Annotated in this window: 15 protein-coding genes; 6 read left to right on the top strand and 9 right to left on the bottom strand. The window is 58.7% G+C overall.

Annotated elements, in window-relative coordinates:
- The first annotated feature begins 71 nt into the window (after nucleotides 1-71).
- Nucleotides 72-413 carry a metal-sensitive transcriptional regulator gene (locus ACSYSO_RS02925; protein WP_489798959.1) on the top strand — a complete coding sequence of 114 codons (342 nt, stop codon included), beginning with the start codon at nucleotides 72-74 and terminating at the stop codon, nucleotides 411-413.
- Nucleotides 414-418: 5 nt separating this feature from the next.
- Here ACSYSO_RS02925 and ACSYSO_RS02920 read toward each other — a convergent pair whose 3' ends face one another.
- Nucleotides 419-2,449 (bottom strand): ABC transporter ATP-binding protein, encoded by a 2,031-nt coding sequence (locus ACSYSO_RS02920; RefSeq protein ID WP_491701966.1) that lies wholly within the window; start codon nucleotides 2,447-2,449, stop codon nucleotides 419-421.
- Nucleotides 2,442-4,205 (bottom strand): ABC transporter ATP-binding protein, encoded by a 1,764-nt coding sequence (locus ACSYSO_RS02915; protein WP_489798963.1) that lies wholly within the window; start codon nucleotides 4,203-4,205, stop codon nucleotides 2,442-2,444. Before ACSYSO_RS02915 ends, ACSYSO_RS02920 begins: the two co-directional genes overlap by 8 nt.
- Nucleotides 4,206-4,532: 327 nt before the next feature.
- Here ACSYSO_RS02915 and ACSYSO_RS02910 point away from each other — a divergent pair, with 327 nt between their 5' ends.
- On the top strand, nucleotides 4,533-5,801 hold the full coding sequence (locus ACSYSO_RS02910) for an MFS transporter (RefSeq protein ID WP_489798738.1): 1,269 nt from the start codon (nucleotides 4,533-4,535) through the stop codon (nucleotides 5,799-5,801).
- Nucleotides 5,802-5,962: 161 nt separating this feature from the next.
- Complete coding sequence (locus ACSYSO_RS02905) at nucleotides 5,963-6,562, top strand: TetR/AcrR family transcriptional regulator (RefSeq protein WP_489798740.1); 600 nt, start codon at nucleotides 5,963-5,965, stop codon at nucleotides 6,560-6,562.
- A gap of 146 nt (nucleotides 6,563-6,708) precedes the next feature.
- Here the strand turns inward: ACSYSO_RS02905 and ACSYSO_RS02900 are convergent, their stop codons facing one another.
- The 3 genes from ACSYSO_RS02900 to nrdD form a co-directional block, all read right to left on the bottom strand.
- On the bottom strand, nucleotides 6,709-11,742 hold the full coding sequence (locus ACSYSO_RS02900) for an acyl-CoA dehydratase activase-related protein (protein ID WP_489798742.1): 5,034 nt from the start codon (nucleotides 11,740-11,742) through the stop codon (nucleotides 6,709-6,711).
- A 380-nt stretch (nucleotides 11,743-12,122) separates the two neighbouring features.
- Nucleotides 12,123-12,815 (bottom strand): anaerobic ribonucleoside-triphosphate reductase activating protein, encoded by a 693-nt coding sequence (gene nrdG / locus ACSYSO_RS02895; protein WP_491701965.1) that lies wholly within the window; start codon nucleotides 12,813-12,815, stop codon nucleotides 12,123-12,125.
- Nucleotides 12,815-15,208 (bottom strand): anaerobic ribonucleoside-triphosphate reductase, encoded by a 2,394-nt coding sequence (gene nrdD, locus ACSYSO_RS02890; protein ID WP_489798746.1) that lies wholly within the window; start codon nucleotides 15,206-15,208, stop codon nucleotides 12,815-12,817. Before nrdD ends, nrdG begins: the two co-directional genes overlap by 1 nt.
- A gap of 314 nt (nucleotides 15,209-15,522) precedes the next feature.
- On the opposite strand from nrdD, the gene xseA reads away from it, so the two are divergent.
- From xseA to msrA, 3 genes are all read left to right on the top strand, one after another.
- On the top strand, nucleotides 15,523-16,845 hold the full coding sequence (gene xseA / locus ACSYSO_RS02885; protein WP_491702049.1) for an exodeoxyribonuclease VII large subunit: 1,323 nt from the start codon (nucleotides 15,523-15,525) through the stop codon (nucleotides 16,843-16,845).
- A gap of 243 nt (nucleotides 16,846-17,088) precedes the next feature.
- Nucleotides 17,089-17,343, top strand: coding sequence for an exodeoxyribonuclease VII small subunit (locus ACSYSO_RS02880; protein ID WP_491702048.1), 255 nt, complete (start codon nucleotides 17,089-17,091; stop codon nucleotides 17,341-17,343).
- A gap of 110 nt (nucleotides 17,344-17,453) precedes the next feature.
- Nucleotides 17,454-18,569, top strand: a complete 1,116-nt coding sequence (gene msrA / locus ACSYSO_RS02875) for a peptide-methionine (S)-S-oxide reductase MsrA (protein ID WP_489798748.1) — start codon at nucleotides 17,454-17,456, stop codon at nucleotides 18,567-18,569.
- A gap of 159 nt (nucleotides 18,570-18,728) precedes the next feature.
- On the opposite strand, the gene ACSYSO_RS02870 is transcribed toward msrA, so the two are convergent.
- From ACSYSO_RS02870 to ACSYSO_RS02855, 4 genes are all read right to left on the bottom strand, one after another.
- Entirely contained in the window at nucleotides 18,729-20,696 is a 1,968-nt protein-coding gene (locus ACSYSO_RS02870; RefSeq protein ID WP_489798750.1) for a DEAD/DEAH box helicase, read from the bottom strand.
- 104 nt (nucleotides 20,697-20,800) lie between these two features.
- Nucleotides 20,801-21,613 (bottom strand): dioxygenase, encoded by an 813-nt coding sequence (locus ACSYSO_RS02865; protein WP_489798752.1) that lies wholly within the window; start codon nucleotides 21,611-21,613, stop codon nucleotides 20,801-20,803.
- Between the two features lie 154 nt (nucleotides 21,614-21,767).
- The gene (locus ACSYSO_RS02860; protein ID WP_491701964.1) at nucleotides 21,768-22,331 is read right to left on the bottom strand and encodes an NAD(P)H-dependent oxidoreductase; all 564 of its coding nucleotides are present in this window, start codon (nucleotides 22,329-22,331) and stop codon (nucleotides 21,768-21,770) included.
- 260 nt (nucleotides 22,332-22,591) lie between these two features.
- Nucleotides 22,592-23,068 (bottom strand): MarR family winged helix-turn-helix transcriptional regulator, encoded by a 477-nt coding sequence (locus ACSYSO_RS02855; RefSeq protein ID WP_489798755.1) that lies wholly within the window; start codon nucleotides 23,066-23,068, stop codon nucleotides 22,592-22,594.
- Nucleotides 23,069-23,163: the final 95 nt, after the last annotated feature.

The following is a 23,163-nucleotide window of genomic DNA, read 5'->3' as shown; positions in this document are numbered from 1 at the left end:
GCTTCCGCTTGGGTTGCCCGGATGGGCCAACCCAAGCGGAAGCGGGCAGGAGCCGAGTTACCATGAGACCCATGAACAAGCAGAGCCACACGTCCGCCGCCGAACAATCCGAAACCGAATCCGGCGACACCACCCACGGCTATGTGCAGGACAAACAGAAGCTTGTAACGCGCATGCGCCGTATCAAGGGTCAGGTTCAGGCCATCGAGTCGATGATCGAGAACGACACGTACTGCATCGATGTGCTTACTCAGATTTCCGCGGCCACTTCGGCGCTCAACTCCGTGTCCATGCTGCTGCTCGAAGACCATCTCAACAGTTGCGTCACCAAAGCCGCCCAGCAAGGAGGGCCGGTCGCCCAGGAGAAGATGGACGAAGCAATCACCGCCATATCCCGGCTGGTCAAAGCATAGGAACGCTATTCCAATTCAAGTTTCCCCGTATACAGCTGGTAGTACTCCCCTCCCTGTACGATGAGCTCATCGTGCGTGCCACGTTCGAGGATATTGCCGTAGTCGAGCACCATGATGACGTCTGAGTTACGCACCGTGGAAAGGCGGTGGGCGATGACGAAGACAGTGCGCCCTTTCATGAGCGCGTCCATGCCTTGCTGCACCACTTCTTCTGTGCGGGTGTCGATGGAGCTGGTGGCTTCGTCCAGGATCATTGCAGGCGGGTCGGCTACGGCAGCGCGCGCAATGGAGATGAGTTGGCGCTGACCTTGGGACAGACCGCTACCGTCCCCTTCAAGCATGGTTTGGTAGCCTTGGGGCAGCATGCGGATGAACGCGTCGGCATTGGTGAGTTTGGCAGCGGCCATGCATTCTTCGTCGGTCGCGTCAAGCCTGCCGTAGCGTATGTTGTCGAGCACCGTACCGGTGAAAAGATTCACATCTTGGAGCACAATGCCCAAGGAACGGCGTAGATCGGCTTTTTTGATGTGCTTGACATCAATACCGTCGTAGAGTATCTGCCCTTCCTGAATGTCATAGAAGCGGTTGATAAGGTTGGTGATAGTGGTTTTTCCGGCTCCGGTGGCACCGACCAACGCGACTTTCTGTCCGGGTTTGGCAAACCAGGTGATGTCGTGCAGCACGGTTTTGTCGGGAGTGTACCCAAAGGAAACGTTGGTGAATCGCACATCTCCGCGCAGCAGCGTGTACCGTCCGTCCGGCGAGGTGATGGCACGTTCGTGCGCTTTCATGGCCACGTCTCTGGCGGCACCGGTGAGTTTTTCTGCGGCCTGCATGGAACGTTTGCCGTCGTCGCCGGCTTCTCGCTCCCAAGCCCAGCTGCCGTTCTCGCCCTGCGAAGGAGTCATGGTCACGCCGTCTTCAGCCACGTTCACACGAGTGAGTCTCACGGTTCCCTCATCGCTTTCTTCCGGTTCGTCGATGAGCGCGAAGATACGTGAGGCACCGGCCAGCGCCATCATGATCATGTTGAACTGGGACGAGATTTGACTGACCGGATTGATGAGAGCTTTGGAGAGGGTCAGGAATGAAACGATGGCACCGAGCGTAAATGGCCCGGATCCCGACAAACCAAAGTTGAACCAGCCGGAGATACCTGCGATGCCGCCCACAATGGCAAGAAGCACATAGAGCAGATTGCCCATGTTCCCGATGACCGGCATGGTGACGTTGGCATAGATGTTTGCTTCTGATGAAGCCTGGAACAACTCTTCGTTCTTCTCGTCAAAGGTTTTTGCCGTGTCATGTTCGTGGTTGAAAACCTTGATGACCTTCTGCCCGTTGACGCTTTCCTCGACGAACGCATTCACGTCGCCTATGGTTTCCTGCTGGCGCACAAAGTACAGACCGGAACGACTGACCAAGACCCGCACCACAAGCAACAGCAACGCTATAAACACAAGCGTGAACACGGTGAGCGGCACGGAAAGCCACAGCATGGCCGCCAGGGCCGCCGCCGCGGAAGCGATGGAGATGAGAATCTCCGGCAAGGATTGGGAGATGGCCTGACGCAAGGTGTCCGTGTCGTTGGTGTAACGGCTCATCATATCGCCGTGCTCGTGGGTGTCGAAGTACCTGATGGGCAGGTGCTGTTGGTGGCCGAACATCTGGTCGCGAATCGTTTTGAGCACACCTTGCTCAACGTCAACCACCATGTAGTTCCAGATGAACGAGCAGATCATGCCGACGAAGTAGATGCCGCCCACCACCAGTGTCATGTCGATCAGCGGTTTCCAATCAGGGTTTTCGGACCCTACGAACGGCATGATGCAGTTGTCGATAAGCGGCTGCAGGACCAGGGACGGCAACGATTGGGTGCAGGCGCACACCAGGATGCACACTACGATGACCGCCACACGCCACCGGTAGTGCATGATGTAGCTCATGATGCGCTTCAACGTTCCTTTGGGCGCACGTTCCACTTTGGGCAGGCCGGCTGCGGCAACCGCGTTCTTGTTGCGTGCACGTTTACTCATTGCTCTGCCCTTCCTGCTCTTGGGATTTGGTTTGCGATTCGTACATGGAACGGTAGGACTCGCAAGTGTTCAGCAGTTCCTCATGCCGTCCCCTGTCCACGATGCGTCCAGCGTCCATGACCAGTATCTCGTCGGCATCCTGCACAGAGGCGAGACGCTGGGCGATGATGATGGTGGTGGTGTCGGGAATCTCGGTGTTGAACGCGCTGCGGATCAGCTGGTCGGTTTTGGTGTCGACCGCACTAGTGGAATCGTCGAGAATCAGTATCTTCGGCTTCTTCAGCAAGGCACGCGCGATGCACAGACGTTGGCGCTGTCCGCCCGAAACGTTCGAACCACCCTCTTCGATATAGGTGTCGTAGCCGAGGGGGAACTCATTGATAAAGCCGTCGGCCTGTGCCAGCTTGCATACACGACGCACGTCTTCGTCGCTGGCGTTCTTGTCACCCCAGCGTATGTTTTCGGCGATGGTTCCGGAGAACAGCACGTTTTTCTGCAGCACCATGGCCACTGCATCACGTAGCGCTTCGAGCCGATAGTCGCGCACGTCATGGCCTCCTACGCTCAGCTTGCCTTGACTTACGTCATACAGACGCGGTATAAGCTGCACCATGCTGGACTTCGCCGAACCGGTGCCACCTACGATGCCCACAGTAGATCCGGCGGGAATGGTGACGTTGATGTCGTCCAGCACCGGAGCACCGCTGCCGTCCGAGTAGCGGAACGTCACATCTTTGAACTCGACGTCCCCACTGGGAACCACGTCGAGAGGCTGTTGCGGGTCACGCACGTCGCTCACCTCAAGCAGCACCTGGCACACACGCTGTGCGGAGGCCATGGAGATGACGACCATCACCACAATCATGGATACCATGTTGAGCGCCATAAGAATCTGCATGGCATAGGTGACCAGCGCCGTCAGATCGCCAGTGGTCAGGCCCATCGCCGGATTGTTGCCGGAAGCCACTATCTGCTTGGCGCCCATCCAGGAGATGATCAGCATGGAACCGTAGATACAAGTGTTGAGTATGGGCCAATTGAAGGCCATCACATGCTCGGCCTTGCAGTAGTAGCGGTATATCGCCGAAGAGATACGTGTGAACTTGCCGGTCTCATGCGCCTCTCGGTTGTAGGACTTGACCACTCGGATCCCCTGAAGGTTCTCATCCACCACATTGTTGAGATGGTCGTAGGTACGGAACACCTTTTCGAACGTGGAGTTGACCGACAGCGCAAGGGCGGTGAGGCCGATACCCAGCAGCGGGATGATGACAAGGAATACCATGGAGATGGAATGACTGATGCGGAAGGCGAATATCCAGGCCACTACGACCATCATGGGAGCCCTCACACCGATGCGGATAATCACTTGGAAGGCGTTCTGCAAATTAGTGACGTCGGTGGTCAGACGGGTGATGATGGAGCCCGTGGAGAAACGGTCGATGTTGGTGAAGCCGAAGGACTGCACTTTGGCGAACAGGTCGTGACGCAGGTTTTTGGCGAATCCGGACGATGCTATGGCAGCGTAACGGCCCGACATGAAGCCGGCGAACAGGGAGACGAGCGAGCAGAGCACAAGCATCAGACCGAACTTCCACACTGCCGGCATGGAGCCACCGGAGACACCTTGGTCGATGAGTTGGGCCATGACGGTGGGGATGAGAATTTCAAGGATGCTTTCAACGATGACGAATGCAGGGGTCAGAATACTGCTTGTCCGGTATTCGCGCAGGCTGGCACCCAAAGTGCGCAGCATGTGTTTGGGTCGCGGCGCATGCTCCAGGACCCCGGTCGCTTCGTTGCCAGGGACGCTCAGTTCTTCTGCGGCGATATCCGTGCTACCGGCGGACTGGCATGCACGTTCCCCGTCACTGTTTGCACGATCCATATTATCCCCTCCATTGCAACGATATGCCGCGCTGTAGGCTCCTGCAGACCTAAAACACGGACAATTTTTACATACGTAAAAAACACTAATCTTTATTAATTTTATCAAATGCGATGCAAGGGCACACCGCACATGCTACAGTATTAACCGACCGTACGGTAACGATGCCGGACACATCATTGCAGGGAGGCCCGCATGGATGCAGTAACAACGATCGGCGAGAAAGATCTCGCCCCCGACACAGGTAAACCACTCACCAACAAAGCCCGCTTCGGCATAGGCTTTGCCATGGTCTCGATTCTGTGGGCACTGCCCTTCGCCATGGGTTCAGGCGTGCTTCTGCCCCAGGCTTTTTCAAACAACCCCAACATCGTGGCCGAGCAAGCCATCGGCTCGATGAACTCCATCAGCTCGATCTTCGCGCTGTTTGCCAACATCATTTTCGGCACGTTCTCCGATATTTCGAAGTTCCGTATCGGCAAGCGCACCCCGTGGATCGTCATCGGCGGCGTCATCGGCGCCGCGGGCTACTTCCTGACCGCCCACGCCAGCTCGCTCGCCCTCATCGTGACCGGCTGGTGCATCGTTCAGGTCGGCATCAACTGCCTCATCGCCCCCGCGGTGGCCGTGCTGTCCGACCGTATCCCCGAGGGTGTGCGCGGAACTTTCTCGGCCATCTACGGCGCGGGCCAGATCGTGGGCATGCAGCTGGGCTACTTCGTCGGCGGCTTCTTCCTGACCAGCCTCAACACCGGCCTGACCATCGGCACCCTCGTCTTCCTCTTCTCCGGACTGCTCACCGTCATCATCTGGCCTCGCGAGCAGTCCGCGGAGCACAACACGAAGGCGACTTCCGCAGGCGATATCCTGCGCTCCTTCATCCCGCCGACCAAGAACGCAGGCGACTTCTACCTGGCGCTCCTGGGCCGCCTCGCCTTCGTCATCGGCTGCTTCATGATTTCGGGCTATCAGCTGCTCATCCTTGAGAAGTACGTCGGTCTGTCCGTCAAGGCCGCCGGCACGGCCACACAGGTGATGTCCATCATCACGCTGGTCACCACCATCCTAGCCTCGGTGCTTTCCGGGCCGCTCTCCGACTTCCTGCAGCGCCGCAAGGTCATGGTGGCCGTCGGCTGCCTGCTGGTGGCGGTCGGCATCGCGATGCCGTGGTTCTTCCCCTCCACCACCGGCATGTACCTCTACGCCGCACTGGCGGGCCTGGGCAACGGCTGCTACATGTCCGTCGACCAGGCGCTGAACGTGGACGTGCTGCCGAGCCAGGCCGAGGCCGGCAAGGACCTGGGTATCCTCAACCTGGCCAACACCGTCGGCCAGGCGCTCGCCCCGTGGTTCACCACCACCATCATCGGCATCGCCGGCGGCTACAAGGCCGTCTTCCCGGCCGCCGTGGTGTTCCTGCTCATCGGCACGGTGGTCATCATGTTCATTCGCAAGGTGAAGTAAGGCAGACGGCCTTAACCTCACACCAGGTGGGTTGCTTCGGGTTCGCCGGGGCAACCCACCTTTTCATATCACCGTTTCGTCAGAAATTCGTCGAGATATCAGAAGATAATAAGTAACTGTAAGATCGGTTCCGCTCCAATGACCAAGGAATGCCAGCCATCATGTCGCCCAGCAACGTACGCCCATCGACACCCGCCACAAGCACCAGAACGGCCATTATCAACATCGCCGTCAACGAATTCGGCAAACGCGGCTATTACGGAGCATCCTTGCAGGCCATCGCCGACGGCGTGGGTATCACCAAAGCCGGTGTGCTGTACCATTTTGGCAGCAAAGAGAACCTTCTCACCGCGGCACTGTGCGAAGGGTATGACGACACCTCCATGGAGATCCTGCGAGCGCTGACTCACGTGAATGCCCCTTCGATAAGCCGCATGTTCAGATCGATCATCGACCTGAACGCCGAACGGCCTCACCATGTGCAGATGTTTTCCACGCTCAACGCCGAGGCCGTGGATCCCGATCACCCGGCACACGAATACTTCATGAACCGCGAGCAGCTCGGATTCAGCGTCATGCGAGACATATCCTGGAACGCTCCCGAGGGGGTGGACACAGACCGGCTGCTCATCGCCGGATTCAGTATGATGGACGGCCTGCAGTTGCGCTGGCTGCACACTCCGGGCAGCGACCTGAGACAGATGTGGGACACCTACGAACCCCAGCTCCTCCCCTCACCGATGTGGGACGGCTACCGCTGACGCACGTAGGAGAGGCCGGCGCGAGTTGACGCCGAATGACATCAACATCCGCCGACCCATTCGCTCACTGCCAAACGTTCAACGCTGAGCACTCAATACCAGACGTTCACCACCGAACACTCAACACCAAACCGGCTTTCACCAAATCAGTCGACGGCAGCCATCTGCTGCTCGTTCTTCTTGGCCGCAGCGATCATGAGCTTGATGCGGTTGAGCTGATTGGCCTCGGAAGCACCGGGGTCATAGTCGATGGAGACAATATTGGCCTCGGGGTGAAGTCGGCGAATCTTGCCGAACATGCCACGACCGGTCACATGGTTGGGCAGGCAGGCGAACGGTTGAGCGCACACCACGTTCGGGCAGCCGGACTTGATGAGCTCCAGAATCTCTCCCGTAAGCAGCCACCCCTCACCGGCCTGCACGCCGATGGATGTGACCTCGCTGGCCATCTGCACCAGCTCGGGCATAGGCGTATCTTGGCTGAATTTGCCGTGAGCGAGCGCAATGGCACGACGCACCGGAGCATTGATGCGGTCCAGAGCCCAGCGCATGGTCGCGTTGGCTTTCTGGTTGCCGCCCATACCCAAGTGGTGTTCCTTCCAGTCCGCGATGTACGGGCCGGTGGTCATGAATTCCATGATGCCAGGCACCACGGCCTCGCAGCCCTGCGCCTCGATCACATCAACCAGATGGTTGTTGGCATCGGGATGGTATTTGACGAGAATCTCTCCTACCACGCCCACGCGCGGCTTGCGCGGTATGTCGCGCAACGGCAACGCGTCGAAACTCCGGACAATCTCCTTGACGAGCTGTTGATAAGGCAGATACCCCTTGCCGATCTTTTGCGCCGCAAGCTTGGAGTACCCGTGATGCTCGATGGTCTGGCGAACGATCTTATCCCACATCTCATAGAGAGCGTTGGCACTGCCCGGTTCGACCTCATAGGGCCGCACACGGTAATGGCACTTCATCAGCAGGTCGCCGATCACCAGCGCCTTGACCGCACGCCACAGCAACTGTGGAGTGGCGGTAAAGCCGGGGTTGTCCTCGATGCCCTGCGTGGAAATGGCGATGACCGGTACTTGCGGGTACCCGGCGTCGATGAGCGCCTTGCGGATGAGACCGAAGTAGTTGGTGGCTCGGCACATGCCGCCGGTCTGTGTGATGGCCAGGCACACCTTGTCGGGATCGTACTTGCCCTTGACGATGGCGTCCACAAGTTGACCGACCACCATAATGGCCGGATAGCAGGCATCGTTGTTCACATACTTGAGCCCCAACTCCACATCGTCATGGTCGGCGGTCTTGAGCACATCGAACTTGTAGCCGCCGGAGCGAATCACAGCCTCCACCAGACTCATGTGCACCGGGCTCATCTGCGGGCAGACGATGGTGTAGTCGCGCCTCATGTTCTTTTCGAATTTGCGCTTCTCGGCATAGGCACTGATGGTGCCTTTTTCGGCCTTTCTTGGTGTGTTATCACTACGAGCACCATCTCCCTGGGCCGCCCCCTGCCCGACCTGGGCATTGCGGGAATTCTGGTCTGCCGTACCAGCCTGCGGCGACGCATCGCCTGCATTGGCGCGGCGTGACGCTTCCTTGACCGCTTCGGTGAGTTTGGGATTGGCTTTCATCACCGAGTCAAGCAGGGCCTGACGACCGGGCGTGGGGGCTTGGGAGCCTGTTTTACGGAACTCGCCGGAAGCCGGCTGTGCGGAAGCGGAAGCTTGCGGGGCATCAGCATCCGCTGTGTGGGTCTGCTGCACACCATCGGACTGTGACAGAGCCTGCGCCTGCTTGAGAGCCTCCTGAGCCTCCTGCAACTGCTGTTTGGCTTGTGCGAGGAGCTCTTCGGCCTCGCTCAACTGCACCTGACGGGCGGCCACATCGTCTTGACGCTCGTCTTGAACATTGTCGCCGGGCACCTGGTTCGGCTCCGAACCCACACGCTTTGCATCGCTATTCACGGCAGCCTCAGCCTCCTTTGCCAGTCTTGCCTTGTTCGCTTCACGCTCCTCCACTGCGGCCTTGAGCGAGCGCAGTCGAATCTTGGCAGCACCCAAATTGCTGACTTCATCGATTTTGAGCAGCGTGTACACGTCGGCCTTGTCCGCCAGAATCTCGCTGACCTGGTCGGTGGTGATGGCATCAAGGCCACAACCGAACGAGTTGAGTTGCACCAATTCCAATCCCGGGTATGAGGCTACGAAATTCGCCGCAGCATACAGTCGGGAATGATAGGCCCATTGATTGGTGACTCGCAACGGCATCTTGGTAACCTTGCGATCCCCGACCTTGCGGAAACCGCCCTCGGTCTTGGCCCGCGGGTCAGACTCGCCCTCGGCGAGGAACTCACTCAAGTGCAAATCCTCGCCGGGTTGCAATGCACTGATCGAATCCTCGGAAAGCACCACCATGCCCAGCGAACAAATCGTCTCGGGAATACCATGGTTGATCTCCGGATCAACGTGGTAGGGGCGGCCTGCCAGCACGATGCCACGGCAGTCGTGTTCCTTCATGTACGCCAGCGCGCGCAGACCCTCCTGCTGCACATCGTGCTTGAAAATCTTGTCTTCACCATAGGCTGCGGTGACGGCTTTCTGCGCTTCCTCACGGGTCACGTGAGCCCAGGCGAACTCTTCGACGATGCGATCCACCATCAGCTCATGATCGGCCAGATTGAAGTAGGGGCGCATGTAACGCACGCCCTCCTCGCGCAGCTCGGGCATGTTGGCACCCACCACCACCGGGTAGTTGGCGACCACCGGGCAGTTGTAATGGTTGTCAGCGTTCTCTACCAGGTCTTCCTCGTAGGAGACGCACGGATAGAAGATGGTGTTCACATTGTGGTCAAGCAGCCACTTGATGTGGCCGTGCACCATCTTCGCCGGATAGCAGATGTTCTCCGAGGCAATGGATTCGATGCCGGTCTGGAACATCTCGTGTGTGCTGCGTCCGGAGATGCGTACTTTGAACCCCAATGAGGTAAGCAGCGTGAACCAGAAGGGGTAGTTTTCGTAGATGTTGAGCACGCGCGGAATGCCGATTTCGCCGCGCGTGGCCTTCTTGTCCGTAAGCCGGCGGTAGGCAAAGGCGCGCTTGTATTTGTAGTCGTAGAGATTCGGCCGGTCGCTGCGCTGCTTGTTCGAGTCGCCGCCCCGCTCGCACCGGTTGCCGGTCACATAGCGCGAACCGTCCTGGAAGGTGGTGATGGTGAGTTTGCAGCGGTTCTGACACAGTTTGCACACGTCTCGCTCGGAGGTCATCGACAGGTTGTCGAGTTCCTCACCCGAGATGAGAGCGGAAACGGTGTGCGATTGAGACTCCCCGGAATCGTAGGCGTCAGCGTAGTGCATACGCGCGGTGAGGGCGGCACCGTAGGCTCCCATCAGTCCGGCGATGTTCGGCCGGGTCACCTCACGCTCGGTGAGCAGCTCGAACGCACGCAGCACCGCATCGTTGAGGAACGTACCGCCTTGCACTTCGATGGTATCCCCCAGCTGACCGGAGTCGCGCAGCTTGATGACCTTGTACAGGGCGTTGCGCACCACGGAATAGCACAGGCCGGCCGCAATGTTCTCCACACTGGCGCCTTCCTTCTGCGCCTGCTTGACCGAAGAGTTCATAAACACGGTACAGCGCGACCCCAGATCGACCGGATGGTCGGAATTAAGCGCGGCCTGCGTGAACTCCTGAATAGTCAGTCCCATGGATTGTGCAAAGGTTTGCAGGAACGAGCCGCAGCCCGACGAGCAGGCCTCATTGACCGAGATGGAGTCAATCACCCCATCGTTGATGGCCAAGTACTTCATATCCTGGCCGCCGATGTCGATGACGGAAGTGACGCCCGGACTCACGATTTCAGCACCGCGATAGTGCGCCATGGTTTCCACCACACCCTCGTCCAGGTGCAGACCAGTGGTGATCAGGCCTTCGCCATATCCGGTGGCACAACTACGGGCGATATAAGCTTCGGCAGGCAGTTCACGCTGTATTTTGCGCACGATTTCAATGGCCGCATCCAACGGGTTGCCTTCGTTGGTTGCGTAGGACGACCAGACAATCTCACGGTCATCGTTCACCAATGTCGCCTTGATGGTGGTGCTTCCCGCGTCGATACCCAGAAAATGAGGTCCACTGGCACCTTCGAGCGTTCCCACCTTCACCTGTTCACGATGATGGCGCTCATTGAAATTATTACGCTCCTCTTCGCTCTTGAACAATGGGGGCATGGTGGCGGTGTTGACCTGTCGGTTCTTGAGCGACTCCAAATCGCTAAGAATGTCAGCACAGGTGCGGTCGGCAAACGTCTTGCCCTCGTTCGAATCGTCTTCTTCCGGGTCGTCTCCGGCAATGAGAGCGGAACCATAGGCCACATACAGGTGGGCGTTCTCAGGATTGATGAAGTGGTCGACCTTACCTTCGAGCGCTCTGGCGAAGGCTTCGCGCAGCTCAGAGAGGAAGAACAGCGGACCGCCCAGGAATACCACATTGCCATGGATGGGACGCCCCGAAGCCAATCCGCCGATGGTCTGAGTGGCTACGGCAGTGAAGATGGACGCCGCCAAGTCAGGCTTTTTGGCACCGTCGTTGATGAGCGGCTGCAGGTCGGATTTGGCAAAGACGCCGCACCTTGAGGCGATGGGATACAACACCTGGTATTCCTTGGCCATATCGTTCAGACCAGAGGCATCAGTGTCAAGCAACGTGGACATCTGGTCGATGAAGGCACCGGTGCCGCCCGCGCACGAACCGTTCATACGCTGTTCCGGAGTGGGCTTCAAATAGGTGATCTTTGCGTCCTCGCCACCCAGCTCAATGATGACGTCGGCTTCGGGGTGCACCTCGTCGATCGCCCGGGTCTCGGCGATGACTTCCTGCACGAACGGCACGTTGAGGTCGTCGGCCAGTCCCAGTCCGCCAGAGCCGGTGATGGCCAGTCGCACCGGCCTGTCTCCTTCACCCTGGGCCTCAAGCTGCTCACGTACGTCTTGCAACAGACCGGTGACCGTAGCCCGCACATTGGCATTGTGCCTGCGGTAGTCCGAAAACAGGGATTGATTGAGGTCGTCGCTGCCGTCCAGCACGACAGCCTTCACCGTGGTCGAGCCTATGTCGAGCCCGACTCTGAGCGGGGCGTCGTTGCCGCCTGCTTCTGCCGCTTCTCTCGCTTCAGCCATTGGTGCACCTCTTGCTCAACGTGGGCTTACATTTCAGCGTATTGTCGCCGAAACGCGGAACCGAAACTTGTTACCATGTAGGTTAGCTCACAGACCTGCCCAAAAATGACATACTTCGAGTGATTAACATCACAGAATTGGATTGTGTGACACCCATCTCTTGACAGACAGGCGTTGACATGCATTGCTTTGATGCCGCAATCAAAATGTGACACATGCTACACTTTCGACACCTTCGATGCCACGCACCGCACTGCGGCATCACAACCAAGGCTGCCGCACCGCGTCCGGCACCGCGGCCAACGCCACAGCACCACATCTGACACCACTGCCCGTACCCATGCACTGCACCGCGGCACCGTTGCCGGCGGTACGGTGGTTCAGCTCGCAGACCCTTCGCCCGAGGCACGATCCTTGCCGTACACTTCAGGAATGAACCGCTCCTGATCATGGAGCCTGCTCCAAAGCACCGCATGGCCGCTCTGCAGCGACTGAGGCACATCGAGGATACGCTGGTTACGAGAGCCTCGGAACTGCAGCAGCGAGTCATGCTCGTCCTTCAAGTAGCGCCCATCGACCAGCACGTCCACTTCCTGCAGCAGTTCGAGCTTGTCTTCGCTCTCCCCGGGACGCATCAGTTCTTCCCACGTGTACCCCGTCCAGCACCAGATATCTTTGTCGTGTCCGAATTCGCGGCGTATGCGGCGCGCCAATTGCAACAACATGCCGGTGTTGAGCAGCGGCTCCCCACCGAGGAAAGTGATGCCTTGCACGAAATCGTTGCGCAAGTCGGCGATGATGCGCTCTTCCAAATCTTGCGTATAGGGATGGCCGGCTTGGAAGTTCCACAACGACTCGTTAAAACATTCCACACAGTGAAACGGGCAACCCGAAACATAAATCGAACAACGTATGCCTTCGCCGTCGGTCATCAGAAACCGTTTGTAGTCGGCGACCATCCCCCGACTCATCTGCTCACTGCGCCACTGCCCCGCTTTCGGGTTGTTGACCAGGGGGCTGGGAATCGAGGGCCCCCTGTGCTCGTCGGTCGCAGCAAAATCACGCAGCGCCACTACTTCGTTTCCTCATACCACTCACGGTTGCTGCCGTCGGCGAGCACCACGTGACCGGTCTCTCCACTCATATGTTTGACCCTGTGGGCGATTTCCTCGTGTCGCCCGTGCACCATCGGCCGCTGCACCGGGTTGCCCAAGTAACCGCAGGTGCGCTTGGTGACGTTGCACTGGTCAGGGTCGGTGTTGCCGCACTCGGGGCATTTGAAACCTTCTTCGGTCGGCGCGAAGTCGCCCTCGAACCCGCAGATGAAGCAGTGGTCGATGGGGGTGTTCGTGCCCAGATACCCGATACCGATGTTGTGGGCATAGTCCCACACTGATTCCAGCGCCTTGGGGTTGGATTGCATGGACGGGAACTCGCAATAGTTGATGAAGCCACCGGAGGCCAGGTAAGGGAAGTCCTTCTCATAGTCGAGCTTCTCCATGGGGGTGGGCTGCAGCCAGACGGGATAGTGGAAGGAGTTGGTGTAGAAGTCATGATCCGTCACACCGGCCACATTCCCGAACTTTTCACGATCCATGCGATTGAACCGGTCGGTAAGCGATTCGGCAGGTGTGGAATACACGGAATAGTGATAGCCTTCCTCACGCTCCCAATCCTTGCACAGCTCGTTCATGCGGCGCACGATGGAAAGCGCAAATTCCTTGCCATCCGGATCCCATGTGTGGTCGGTCATCCAGTCTTTGCCATAGAACACGGCAGTGGCTTCATACAGGCCAATATACCCCAGCGATACTGTGGAGCGCGAGTTCTTGAACAGCTCATCGACGTTGTCGTCCGGCCCCAACCGCCCAAAAGCACCATAGCGGAAGAGCGTGGGGGCATTGACCGGTGTAGCCTGCTTGCAGCGCATGATGCGGAATTGCAACGCTTCATGAGCCACCTTCATGCGTTCATCGAACAGTTTCCAGAACCGATTCTTGTCACCCCTTGATTCCAGCGCAATGCGCGGAACATTGACGGTGACGACGCCCAGGTTCATACGCCCGTCCTCTTCGTCTTCCCCGGTTTGAGGGTTAATCCAGCCCTGAAGGAAGGAACGGCAGCCCATCGGCGCCTTGAAGGAACCGGTGATCTTGACGATGTTCTCGTAGAAGACAATGTCGGGGTACATGCGCTTGGTGGAGCATTCCAACGCCAGCTGCTTCATGTCGTAGTTCGGGTCGCCGACGGCGGAGTTGAGCCCGCGCTTGACGGTGAACACCAACTTGGGGAAGATGGCGGTGTGGCGGTCTTTGCCCAGTCCGCGAATGCGGTTGAGGAAGATGGCACGCTGAATCTCGCGGGAGAACCACGAGGTGCCCAAGCCAAACCCAACGGTGACGAACGGCGTTTGCCCATTGGAGACGCGGTTGGAGTTAATCTGGTACTCCATGGTCTGCATGGCGTCATAGATGGCCTTGCGGGTCATGATCTTGGCATAGATCTCACGAATCTGCTCAAGCCTAGGAGCGTCCTTATGGAACGGCTCATCCTGTGGCAACGGCTCGCGGTTCTCGAAGTGCAGATTGGCGGCCTCCTGAGCCTTAAGCCCGTCCACCATGTCTTGCGCGACAGCTTGGGACATGGAATCGGGAATCAAGGCGTGCGCCATACGCAGGTGCTTGTCATAATCCTTCTGTGCGTAAGGCGCAAGCATCTCGTCAGCACGGTTCACCGTCTGCCCACCGTACTGGTCGCCGGCGATGTCCTTGATGATCTGGGTGATCTGAGTAGCAGCGGTACCGATGGATTTGGGGCTGTCCATCATGGCGTTGCCCAATTCAAAACCATTCTTGAGCATGTCACCGAAGTTGGGCAGCGAGCAGTTGCTCATCGCCGTAAAAGGCGAATAGTCAGCATCATGGAAGTGAATGTCGCCCTTCATATGAGCATTGGAAACCGCGTCCGGCAGCATGGAGAACGCCGAAGCTTTGGAAACCGCACCCGCAAGCAGGTCTCGCTGAGTGGCGTAGACGTTGGAATCCTTGTTCGCGTTCTCACGCACCAGCGTCTCGTCTTTGTTGACCAGACGATTGACCGCCTCGTTGATATCAGTGGCCTTGGCCCGGTCAATGTCTTTGTTCAAACGATAGTTGGTGTAGGCGCGAGCCACGTCGTAGAGGTGATCTTCCACCAGTCCGTGCTCCACAAGACCCTGAATATCCTCAATTTTGGCCGGGCCGGTATAACGCCCCTTGATTTCGCTGGAGACCTGGTATGCCAGGTCTCGAGTCAGCTGCTCCTCTTGCGGGCCGAACTCCTTATCCAAATCCTTGAAGGCCGACTTTACGGCAGCCATGATGTTGAGCGGGTCGAACTCCACAACTCGCCCATCACGCTTCTCCACCAGAACCGTCTTCGATGCGACTCGCGACGCCACCGGCGTTTCAAGAACCTGAGACTCCATGTCTACCCCACTCCATGCTCGTTGTTCGCCCTTTTCCGCAAGGATTTCAGGCGATATTGGTGTGTTACCTCCATCACTATAGTGCACCTCATCACCACGAGATATGGGTATTTTTGCTTACCAACCACCCAGATATAGTATTTTTGGCACTATGGCGCGGCTCACAGCCATGACAGAAATTTAGCTTACGGCATGTCGTGTGAAAGTGTCGAATTTCATGTGCAAAAACCGGTCACATGAGGCGTTCACCACACTGTTCACGCACCATATCAACCATGAGTCAACTTGTCCGTTGCACAGAGGATTGTGGAGGCATGACCTACGAGACGAATGTACCTCCGGCGGCCGGGACCGCCAACACCACGGCGCAGCCAAGCCTCGATTCAAACACCCCCAGAACCTTGGACCAGCTTCCCCGCTTGGCCAGAGACACCACAGCCGAAAACCCGTGGCCGGTGAGCGTGCTCAGCCAGAAATTCCATAATGCCGTCACCAAATGGCCCGGCGCCTGGATCGAAGGGCAAATCGTCGAAATCAACATGCGACGCCCCAGCTCCGGTTACATCACTTTGCGCGACAGCTTCGAAGAGATTTCCATATCGGTCATGGGATTCAGCAAATTCGTCGCCATGGCCAAGCAGTTCCACCAAGGTGACCGTGTGGTGATTCACGGAAGACCGGACATCTGGGTAAAAGCCACCCGATTGAGCTTCGTGGCCGACGACATACGCCGCATCGGTGCCGGCGACCTGAAGACACAGATTGACGAGCTGCGCAAAAAACTCAAAGGCGAAGGGTTGTTCGATGCCGAAAACAAGGTCCCCCTACCCGAGTTTCCCAAATGCATCGGCCTCATCTGCGCCCCCCAGGCCAGGGCGGAAGGTGACGTCATCACCAATGTGAACCTGCGCTGGCCGGCGGTTGAGTTCAACGTGGTGCACGCCCATGTGCAAGGTGCCCAGTGCCCGGCCGAGGTCAGTGCCGCCATCCGCAAGCTCGACAGCGATCCGAACGTGGATGTCATCATCGTGGCGAGAGGCGGCGGCAGCTTCGAGGATCTTATCGGTTTCTCGGACGAAACCGTGGTGCGCACTACCGCAACGTGCACCACACCCATCATCTCCGCTGTGGGACATGAAGACGACTGGACCCTCATCGACCTGGCCGCAGACCTGCGCGCATCCACTCCCACCGATGCCGCCAAGAAAGTGGTACCCGACGTGCGCGAACAGTGGCAACTGGTCTCAAGCGCCATCTCACAGATGCGGATGCGAGTCAATGCACGAGTAGAGAACGAAACCCGGCTCATCGAAGGGTACGCCAGCAGGCCAAGCCTGACCCGACCGCAAACCATGCTCGAACCGCATGAACGATTCGTTGAGCAAGCCGTCCAACGCATGCACATAGGACTGACTCGTATTGTTGACGACGGGGAGTTGACTGTCGAAAAACTCTACTCCAGCTTGAACGCTCTGAGCCCACAATCCACACTCAACCGTGGGTATGCCGTGGTGCAGAGCCAAGACGGCCATGTACTTGACAGCGCCGATCGCGTGAACCTCGGCGATTCGCTGACCTTAACGCTCAAACACGGCAACGTGGTGGCTCAGGCCACTGCCATCAACGAACACGACTGACCACACCAGCCAGCGAGCACGCACCGACCAGCTCATTCAACCAACCTGTTCAACCACATACTTAAAGGAGAAACCATGACCGACAACACCGCCGACAGCATCACCGACAACGAACTCTTCAGCGATACCGAAGCCGCAGCCACAACCGCCGACAGCGAACGCAAGCCCTCGAAATCCTCTAAGAAAACATCTGCAGCAAAGTCAACGAAAGCGAAGCAGGCCCCAGCTCAAGCCGCTTCTAGCCTGACGGATGATGAGAAGGATGAAATCGCGAATCTGCCCTACGAGGAGGCTCGTGATCGCCTCATCCAGGCCGTGCAGACATTGGAGGCCGGTGGATTGAGCCTCGACAAGTCGATGCGCCAGTGGGAAGTGGGCGAGGCACTGGCCAAGCGTGCCCAGTCGCTGCTCGCCGACGTCCGCGCCAAACTTGATCAAGCTCAAAGTGAGCAGGAATCAACCGCAGGCACGGCCGGCACTCAGTCCAACCTGGAGTAGCCAAAACGCCGCAGTCCATGGTTCGGCACCATTGCCTGGAAGAGAATCCCCCGGCCTCGGGCTGCGGCAAGTGACATACTTAAGGGCATAATCCAACAAAGGAGTGCCCTATGAGCAGTGAGAATACCCAGCAAGACGCGCAACAGAACGATACATCAACCCGCGATGCACCAATACAGTCCACACAGGCAGACGCCACACAAGTAAGCGACACACAAGTACGAACCACACAGACACCCAGTGCACCGGAAACCGGTTCGCCCTCCGATGGTTCCGCGCACCACGCGAATGACACCGAGACGGCCTACTTTGCCGGCGGATGCTTCTGGGGTCTGGAACGCTACCTGCAAGGCGTGGACGGGGTCACAGACACCCAGGTAGGGTACGCGCAGTCTCGTGTGGAATCACCCAGCTACGAGCAGGTGTGCGACGGCACCACCGACGCCGCGGAAACAGTCAAGGTAACTTTCGACCCCTCTCAGGTTACGCTGCATACCCTTGCTTTGCTGTTCCTTGATGTCATTGACCCATTCTCGATCGATCAGCAAGGCAACGACACCGGCCGCCAGTACCGCAGCGGCATGTTCTTCACCGACGACTCGCAGCAGTCCGTCTTCAACGAAGCAAAGCAACGCCTCGAATACCTCGAACAGAGAGATAGTGCAGTGCTGGTCGAGCCTCTGCGCAACTTCTACCCGGCCGAGGGGTACCATCAGGATTACCTGGATAAGAATCCCGGCGGATACTGTCATATCTCACTGCCGAAGATCATGAATGTACGCCGCCGCCAGCAGGACATCGATCAGGTGTTCGCCCTCGATTGCGAACAGTATGCCGTCACGCAGCATGCCGCCACCGAACGTCCATTCGACAACGAGTACGACCAGACGTTCGAGCCCGGCATCTATGTGGACGTGGTAAGCGGAGAGCCACTGTTCCTCTCCAACGACAAGTTCGACGCCGGCTGCGGTTGGCCCGCCTTCTCCAAGCCCATCGACGGTTCGTCACTCACCGAACACCACGACGACTCTATTGCCGGCAGGCCGCGCACGGAGATTCGCACCGCTGCCACGCAGATTCATTTGGGTCACGTGTTCAACGACGGACCGGCCGAGCGGGGCGGTTTGCGGTACTGCATGAATTCCGCCTCATTGCGGTTTGTGCCAGTGGAACAGATGGCCGCACAAGGATATGGCGACTATGTGGCCGAAGTATTGAAAAAGTAGATGTACCGGTGAACGGTGTGCTCTCCTGCCAGCTGCGGCATGCGGTTCCGGCATGACGACATCTGAACACCGGAGACTCAAGCAGATACAGTGAACTGAGGCATATATCGTTGCCAGATGGCGATATATGCCACAGCTCACTGCATTGCGCGCTAGCGATTAGCGGGCTCTGCGGAAGGGCGTGGAATTACGTTTGCCTTTACCCTTGCCCTTACGGAATCCATTGGCTTGACGAGAGCCATCGCCGTTGCTGCGGGAACGGCCAGACGACCTTCCACCATTATCGCGCCCGGAACGTTCACCATAACGCGGGTTGCCGCCATCTCGTCCGCCATCATAGCGACGGTCGCGGCCTGACTCACGTCCGCGACGCGAACCACCACGCTCTTCAAAACCTTCGCTCCTGCGACCACCATGACCACCGCGATCCTGATAACCGCTGCGTTCCCGGCGATCGCGCTGATCCTTGCGGTTGCTGCGACCTTCGAACGGCTGATTGTCGTCAAACCTGTCACGAGAACGCCGCTCACCACGGTACTCGTCCCGGTTCCTACCGTCACGCCCCTCACGTGATTCACGCATGGAACGACCATCGCGCCGCCCCTCGCCACGACGCCCGTTGGCACCGCGCGAAGCGTTGCGGTTCCTACCGCCACGTCCGGTACGACCGGCCTTCTTGTTGACTACCGGCACGGTAAGCGTCCAGCCTTCGACCAGCGGTGCGTGCTCCCCTACCAGCTTCTCAAGTTCAGCTGCCCCGGGAACAATCTCATGGCTCTTGGCTTTGATACCTGCACGGTGGAGCATCTGGCGGGCATCGCGGCGCTGCTGCGGCAGCACCAACGTGACCACATCTCCGGACTCACCGGCACGCGCGGTACGGCCGGAACGGTGCAGGAACGACTTCGGGTCCTCCGGCGGCTCGGTCTGCACCACCAATGTCACGTCGCTGACGTCGATACCGCGGGCCGCGACATCGGTGGCAACCAGCACACGCACTTCACCGGACGTGAAGGCCGCCAGGTGGCGATCGCGCTGGTTCTGGGAAAGGTTACCCTGCAAATCAACTGCGGGGATGCCTTCCTTGACAAGCTTGGCAGCCATGTTCTTGGCCTGATATTTGGTACGCGTGAAGAGAATGCGCTTGCCCAGACCGCTGGCCAGCTCGCGAATCACCTCGTATTTGTTGCCTTGGGAAACCTCGAAGACATGGTGGGTCATGGTATCCACCTGCGAAGTGGCGGAATCGACCTCGTGCACCTTTGCATGATGAAGGAATCGCTTGACGACCTTATCGACACCGTGGTCAAGCGTGGCGGAGAAGAGCATGCGCTGACCGTTGGGCCGCACCTGTTCAAGCAGACGGGAGACGGCCGGCAAGAAGCCCATGTCAGCCATTTCATCGGCCTCGTCAAGCACGGAGACTTCAACGCTGTCCAAGGTGAGCTCGCCTTGCTTGAGCAAATCCTCAAGACGACCCGGGCATGCCACGATAATGTCAGCCCCCGCACGCAGCTGCGCAATCTGCCGGCTGTATTTGACGCCACCGTAGATAGTGGCGGTGCTCATCCGGTAGGCGGCGGCCAGCGGTGTAATCACTTCGTCAATCTGGTTCACCAGTTCACGGGTGGGTGCCAGTACCATGGCGCGCGGAGCCGGAACCCGGCCATTGACACGACGCTGGTCGCGCGCTTGCGTGTGGGCGCTGCGATTGCCTCGCGCATCGCGCTCGACATCGAAGTCGTCTTCACGCCCATCTTCTGCGGCATCCAGCTCATCGAACGTGCCCATCTCACCGGAAAGCCGGGCCACGAGCGGAATGGTGAAGGCAAGGGTTTTACCGGAACCGGTCTCGCCTCGCCCAAGAATGTCGCGTCCAGCCAGCGAATCCTCCAACGTGTCGGCCTGAATGGGGAACGCTCGGGTCTTGCCATCGCGTGCCAAAACGCTCACCAGCGGCCCTGGCACACCGAGCTGGGCAAAGGTGGGGGGTTGCTGTTCGTCAACATCCTCATGGTGTCGGTTGACATCAGCGGCGCGTCCGGTGCTGCGCGACTGACGGGTATCTTCTACATCTTCCGGAAAAACGGCAGCGTTGTCTGCCTCGTTCGAGTAACGGTTCGGCACAATAGCCTTTCAAAAAATGAAGCCGTACTTGTCTATCTTCCCGGCTTCCTGTGGAAGTGCCATTGTAACAGCCAGCCCCCACAACCAACGGTGTGAATTCGCTCTTATTTCTCCTGTGGCACAACGCTTGGCTGAGTCTGCTGATGAGCCGTTTCCCCGTTGCGATACTGCGCCATCATTGACTTTTGCAGCTCCTGCGCGCTCGGCGGCGTCCACGACAGCGCGTTGGCCCCGGCTGCGATGGTCGCCCTGATGGATTCCTCCGACCCTCCGGAGCTTGCCACCAACGGCACTTCGGGGAACCGTTCCTTGATGCGCTCCACCACCTGCGGCGTGCGCCTGCCTGCCGCCACATTCAGTATCTTCGCTCCGGCCTCGACTTTGAGCACCACGTCATCGTCGCAGTCCAGCACGGTCGCCATCACCGGTATGTTCACCGACATGGCCACCTCGCGCACGGTCTCAGGAGGCGCCGGGGCGTTGAGCACCACGCCGGCCACGCCCTGCATCTCGGCAAATACGGCAAGCTCCACCACGCGAGACCCGGTGGTGGTGCCACCACCCACTCCGACGAACATCGGCGCCTGGGCCACAGTGAGCAACGCCTGGGCGATGACCGGCTGCCCGGTGAACGGGTAAACCGCCAGAATGGCATCGGCGTTGGTGTTGCGAATCACCGCAGCATCGGTGGTGTAGGCAAACGAACGCAGACGCCTTCCCTGCAGCACCACCCCAGAGGTCTTTTCCAACAGGGCCGGCACCCGCGCCATGGTCGAGCCGAGCGGATTCTCTATGGCGAGCGCCTCGCCTGGCACTCGCGTTTGAGAGTCTGCGATCCCCGGCGAACCGTCCACCGGGCTCGGCACGCAGTCAACCTTGGGCGACGCGCCGATATGCGGCGCTTCCCAATCTGCCATATCGCTGCAATTCCAAGCCATGCACACCTCTTCCGCCAAGCTCCGAACCGGTTCGGGACGCCGCCCGCCGAACTGTAAACGCACTGTCAATACGTTCAACATAGCACCGGCCGTCGTTGTTCCCGGGAGCGTGTCGCGCAGGAAGGGCCAAACCCTAACGCGCCGCCGGTACCGAGGCGCACACTTTGCTCTTGAAGGCCTCGCGGTATTGCGCGGTGTCCTTATCCGAGTCAAGCGAGCCCAGCACGTACGAGTCTTTAAGTTTGATGCCGCAGAACCCAAGAATGAGACGCTTCCACCGCGAGATCACGTTCAGCGGCAACCGGTAGAAGAACGCGGGGCCTTGGCAGCTGGTCACGATCGAGGCCGTACGACCGCCGAGCAGCCCTCCGGATCCTCGGCTATACGCAAATCGCGGCATGAAGACGCGATCCACCCAGCCTTTGAGCACCGCCGGTTCGGCGGCCCACCACACCGGGAAGAAGAACGACAGGTGGTCGGCGCGCCCGATCTGCTGCTGCCAACGATCGGGCAGCGTCTCGTCGTCCATGTGCCTGCGGTAGCCGAAGCGCAGCACCGGGTCGAAGTCCGGCTCCTGGCTCAGATCAATGGTTTCGACGCTGTGCCCCTGCTTCCGGGCCTGTTCCGTATACGCCTGAGCCAGTTCGCTGCTGAAGCTGCCGTGGTCCGGCGATCCTTGAATGACGAGTATGTTCATTGTTCCTTCTCCGTATATCGTGGTGACCGCGCGCGATGCCCATGAATGGTCGACGCGCGGCTGCGGCTGCAAGAACCGCCCTAAAATACATGACATGTCACGCAATACGCTAGCAACAATACATGACATGTCATCTTTCTGACAAGAATCCTCCCACCCGCATCTTCCCTCTTGCACACACGACGGAGCCCAGATCCGCATACTCTGCCCCGCCCAGTCAAACGCCGCCGAGCAGACAATGAGTACCTGGCGCAGTTCCGTCACCCGCGTTTCAAGTCGCGCCTCAGCTGCCGCACATGCTCCAGCCCCATCTCCATCTGCGCTGCGTCCACAGAGAGACAGGAGGCAATATCGTCCCTCACCGCGAACGCCTTCCTGGCCATGTCCTCACCCAACGGCGTCAAACTGATCTGCATGGTGCGCGCATCTTCTCGAGAACGTTCCACGTGCACCAATCCGCGTTCCTTCATCCGTGCCACCAGACGACTCGGATGCCCCGACTCAGCTATGCAATGCTCGGAAAGCTCCTTGAGGGCGCACGGCTGCAGCTGCGATATGGCCATCAACGCATCCCCCTGCACGCACGACAGTCCATACGGACGCAATCCGGCCTGAAGCCGCTCATCCAGCTCACGGGTGAACGCACGAATCTCTCGCACATAATCGAGTGCACTGTCGATCCCGGCTTCCAGAACGCTGGTGCGCTCAGCACCCTGTGTAGCATCCGCTTTCTCCACGACGCGCCTCCTCACACGTTCGGCATTCATACCGATCGCATAGACCATGGGTTCCACCCACGAGCGTACCGTTCTCAACCGACGTGAACATAAGT

It is taken from the genome of Bifidobacterium sp. ESL1130, from assembly GCF_058507935.1.
This window is presented reverse-complemented; position numbering and strand designations above follow the sequence as displayed.

Bases quoted from the DNA above. Each gene is read 5' to 3' on its own strand.
- ACSYSO_RS02860 (WP_491701964.1), bottom strand. From the start codon at position 22,331: ATGAACATACTCGTCATTCAAGGATCGCCGGACCACGGCAGCTTCAGC.
- ACSYSO_RS02905 (WP_489798740.1), top strand. From the start codon at position 5,963: ATGTCGCCCAGCAACGTACGCCCATCGACACCCGCCACAAGCACCAGA.
- msrA (WP_489798748.1), top strand. From the start codon at position 17,454: ATGAGCAGTGAGAATACCCAGCAAGACGCGCAACAGAACGATACATCA.
- ACSYSO_RS02925 (WP_489798959.1), top strand. From the start codon at position 72: ATGAACAAGCAGAGCCACACGTCCGCCGCCGAACAATCCGAAACCGAA.
- xseA (WP_491702049.1), top strand. From the start codon at position 15,523: ATGACCTACGAGACGAATGTACCTCCGGCGGCCGGGACCGCCAACACC.
- ACSYSO_RS02865 (WP_489798752.1), bottom strand. From the start codon at position 21,613: ATGGCAGATTGGGAAGCGCCGCATATCGGCGCGTCGCCCAAGGTTGAC.
- ACSYSO_RS02920 (WP_491701966.1), bottom strand. From the start codon at position 2,449: ATGAGTAAACGTGCACGCAACAAGAACGCGGTTGCCGCAGCCGGCCTG.
- ACSYSO_RS02900 (WP_489798742.1), bottom strand. From the start codon at position 11,742: ATGGCTGAAGCGAGAGAAGCGGCAGAAGCAGGCGGCAACGACGCCCCG.
- ACSYSO_RS02910 (WP_489798738.1), top strand. From the start codon at position 4,533: ATGGATGCAGTAACAACGATCGGCGAGAAAGATCTCGCCCCCGACACA.
- nrdD (WP_489798746.1), bottom strand. From the start codon at position 15,208: ATGGAGTCTCAGGTTCTTGAAACGCCGGTGGCGTCGCGAGTCGCATCG.
- ACSYSO_RS02915 (WP_489798963.1), bottom strand. From the start codon at position 4,205: ATGCTGCGCACTTTGGGTGCCAGCCTGCGCGAATACCGGACAAGCAGT.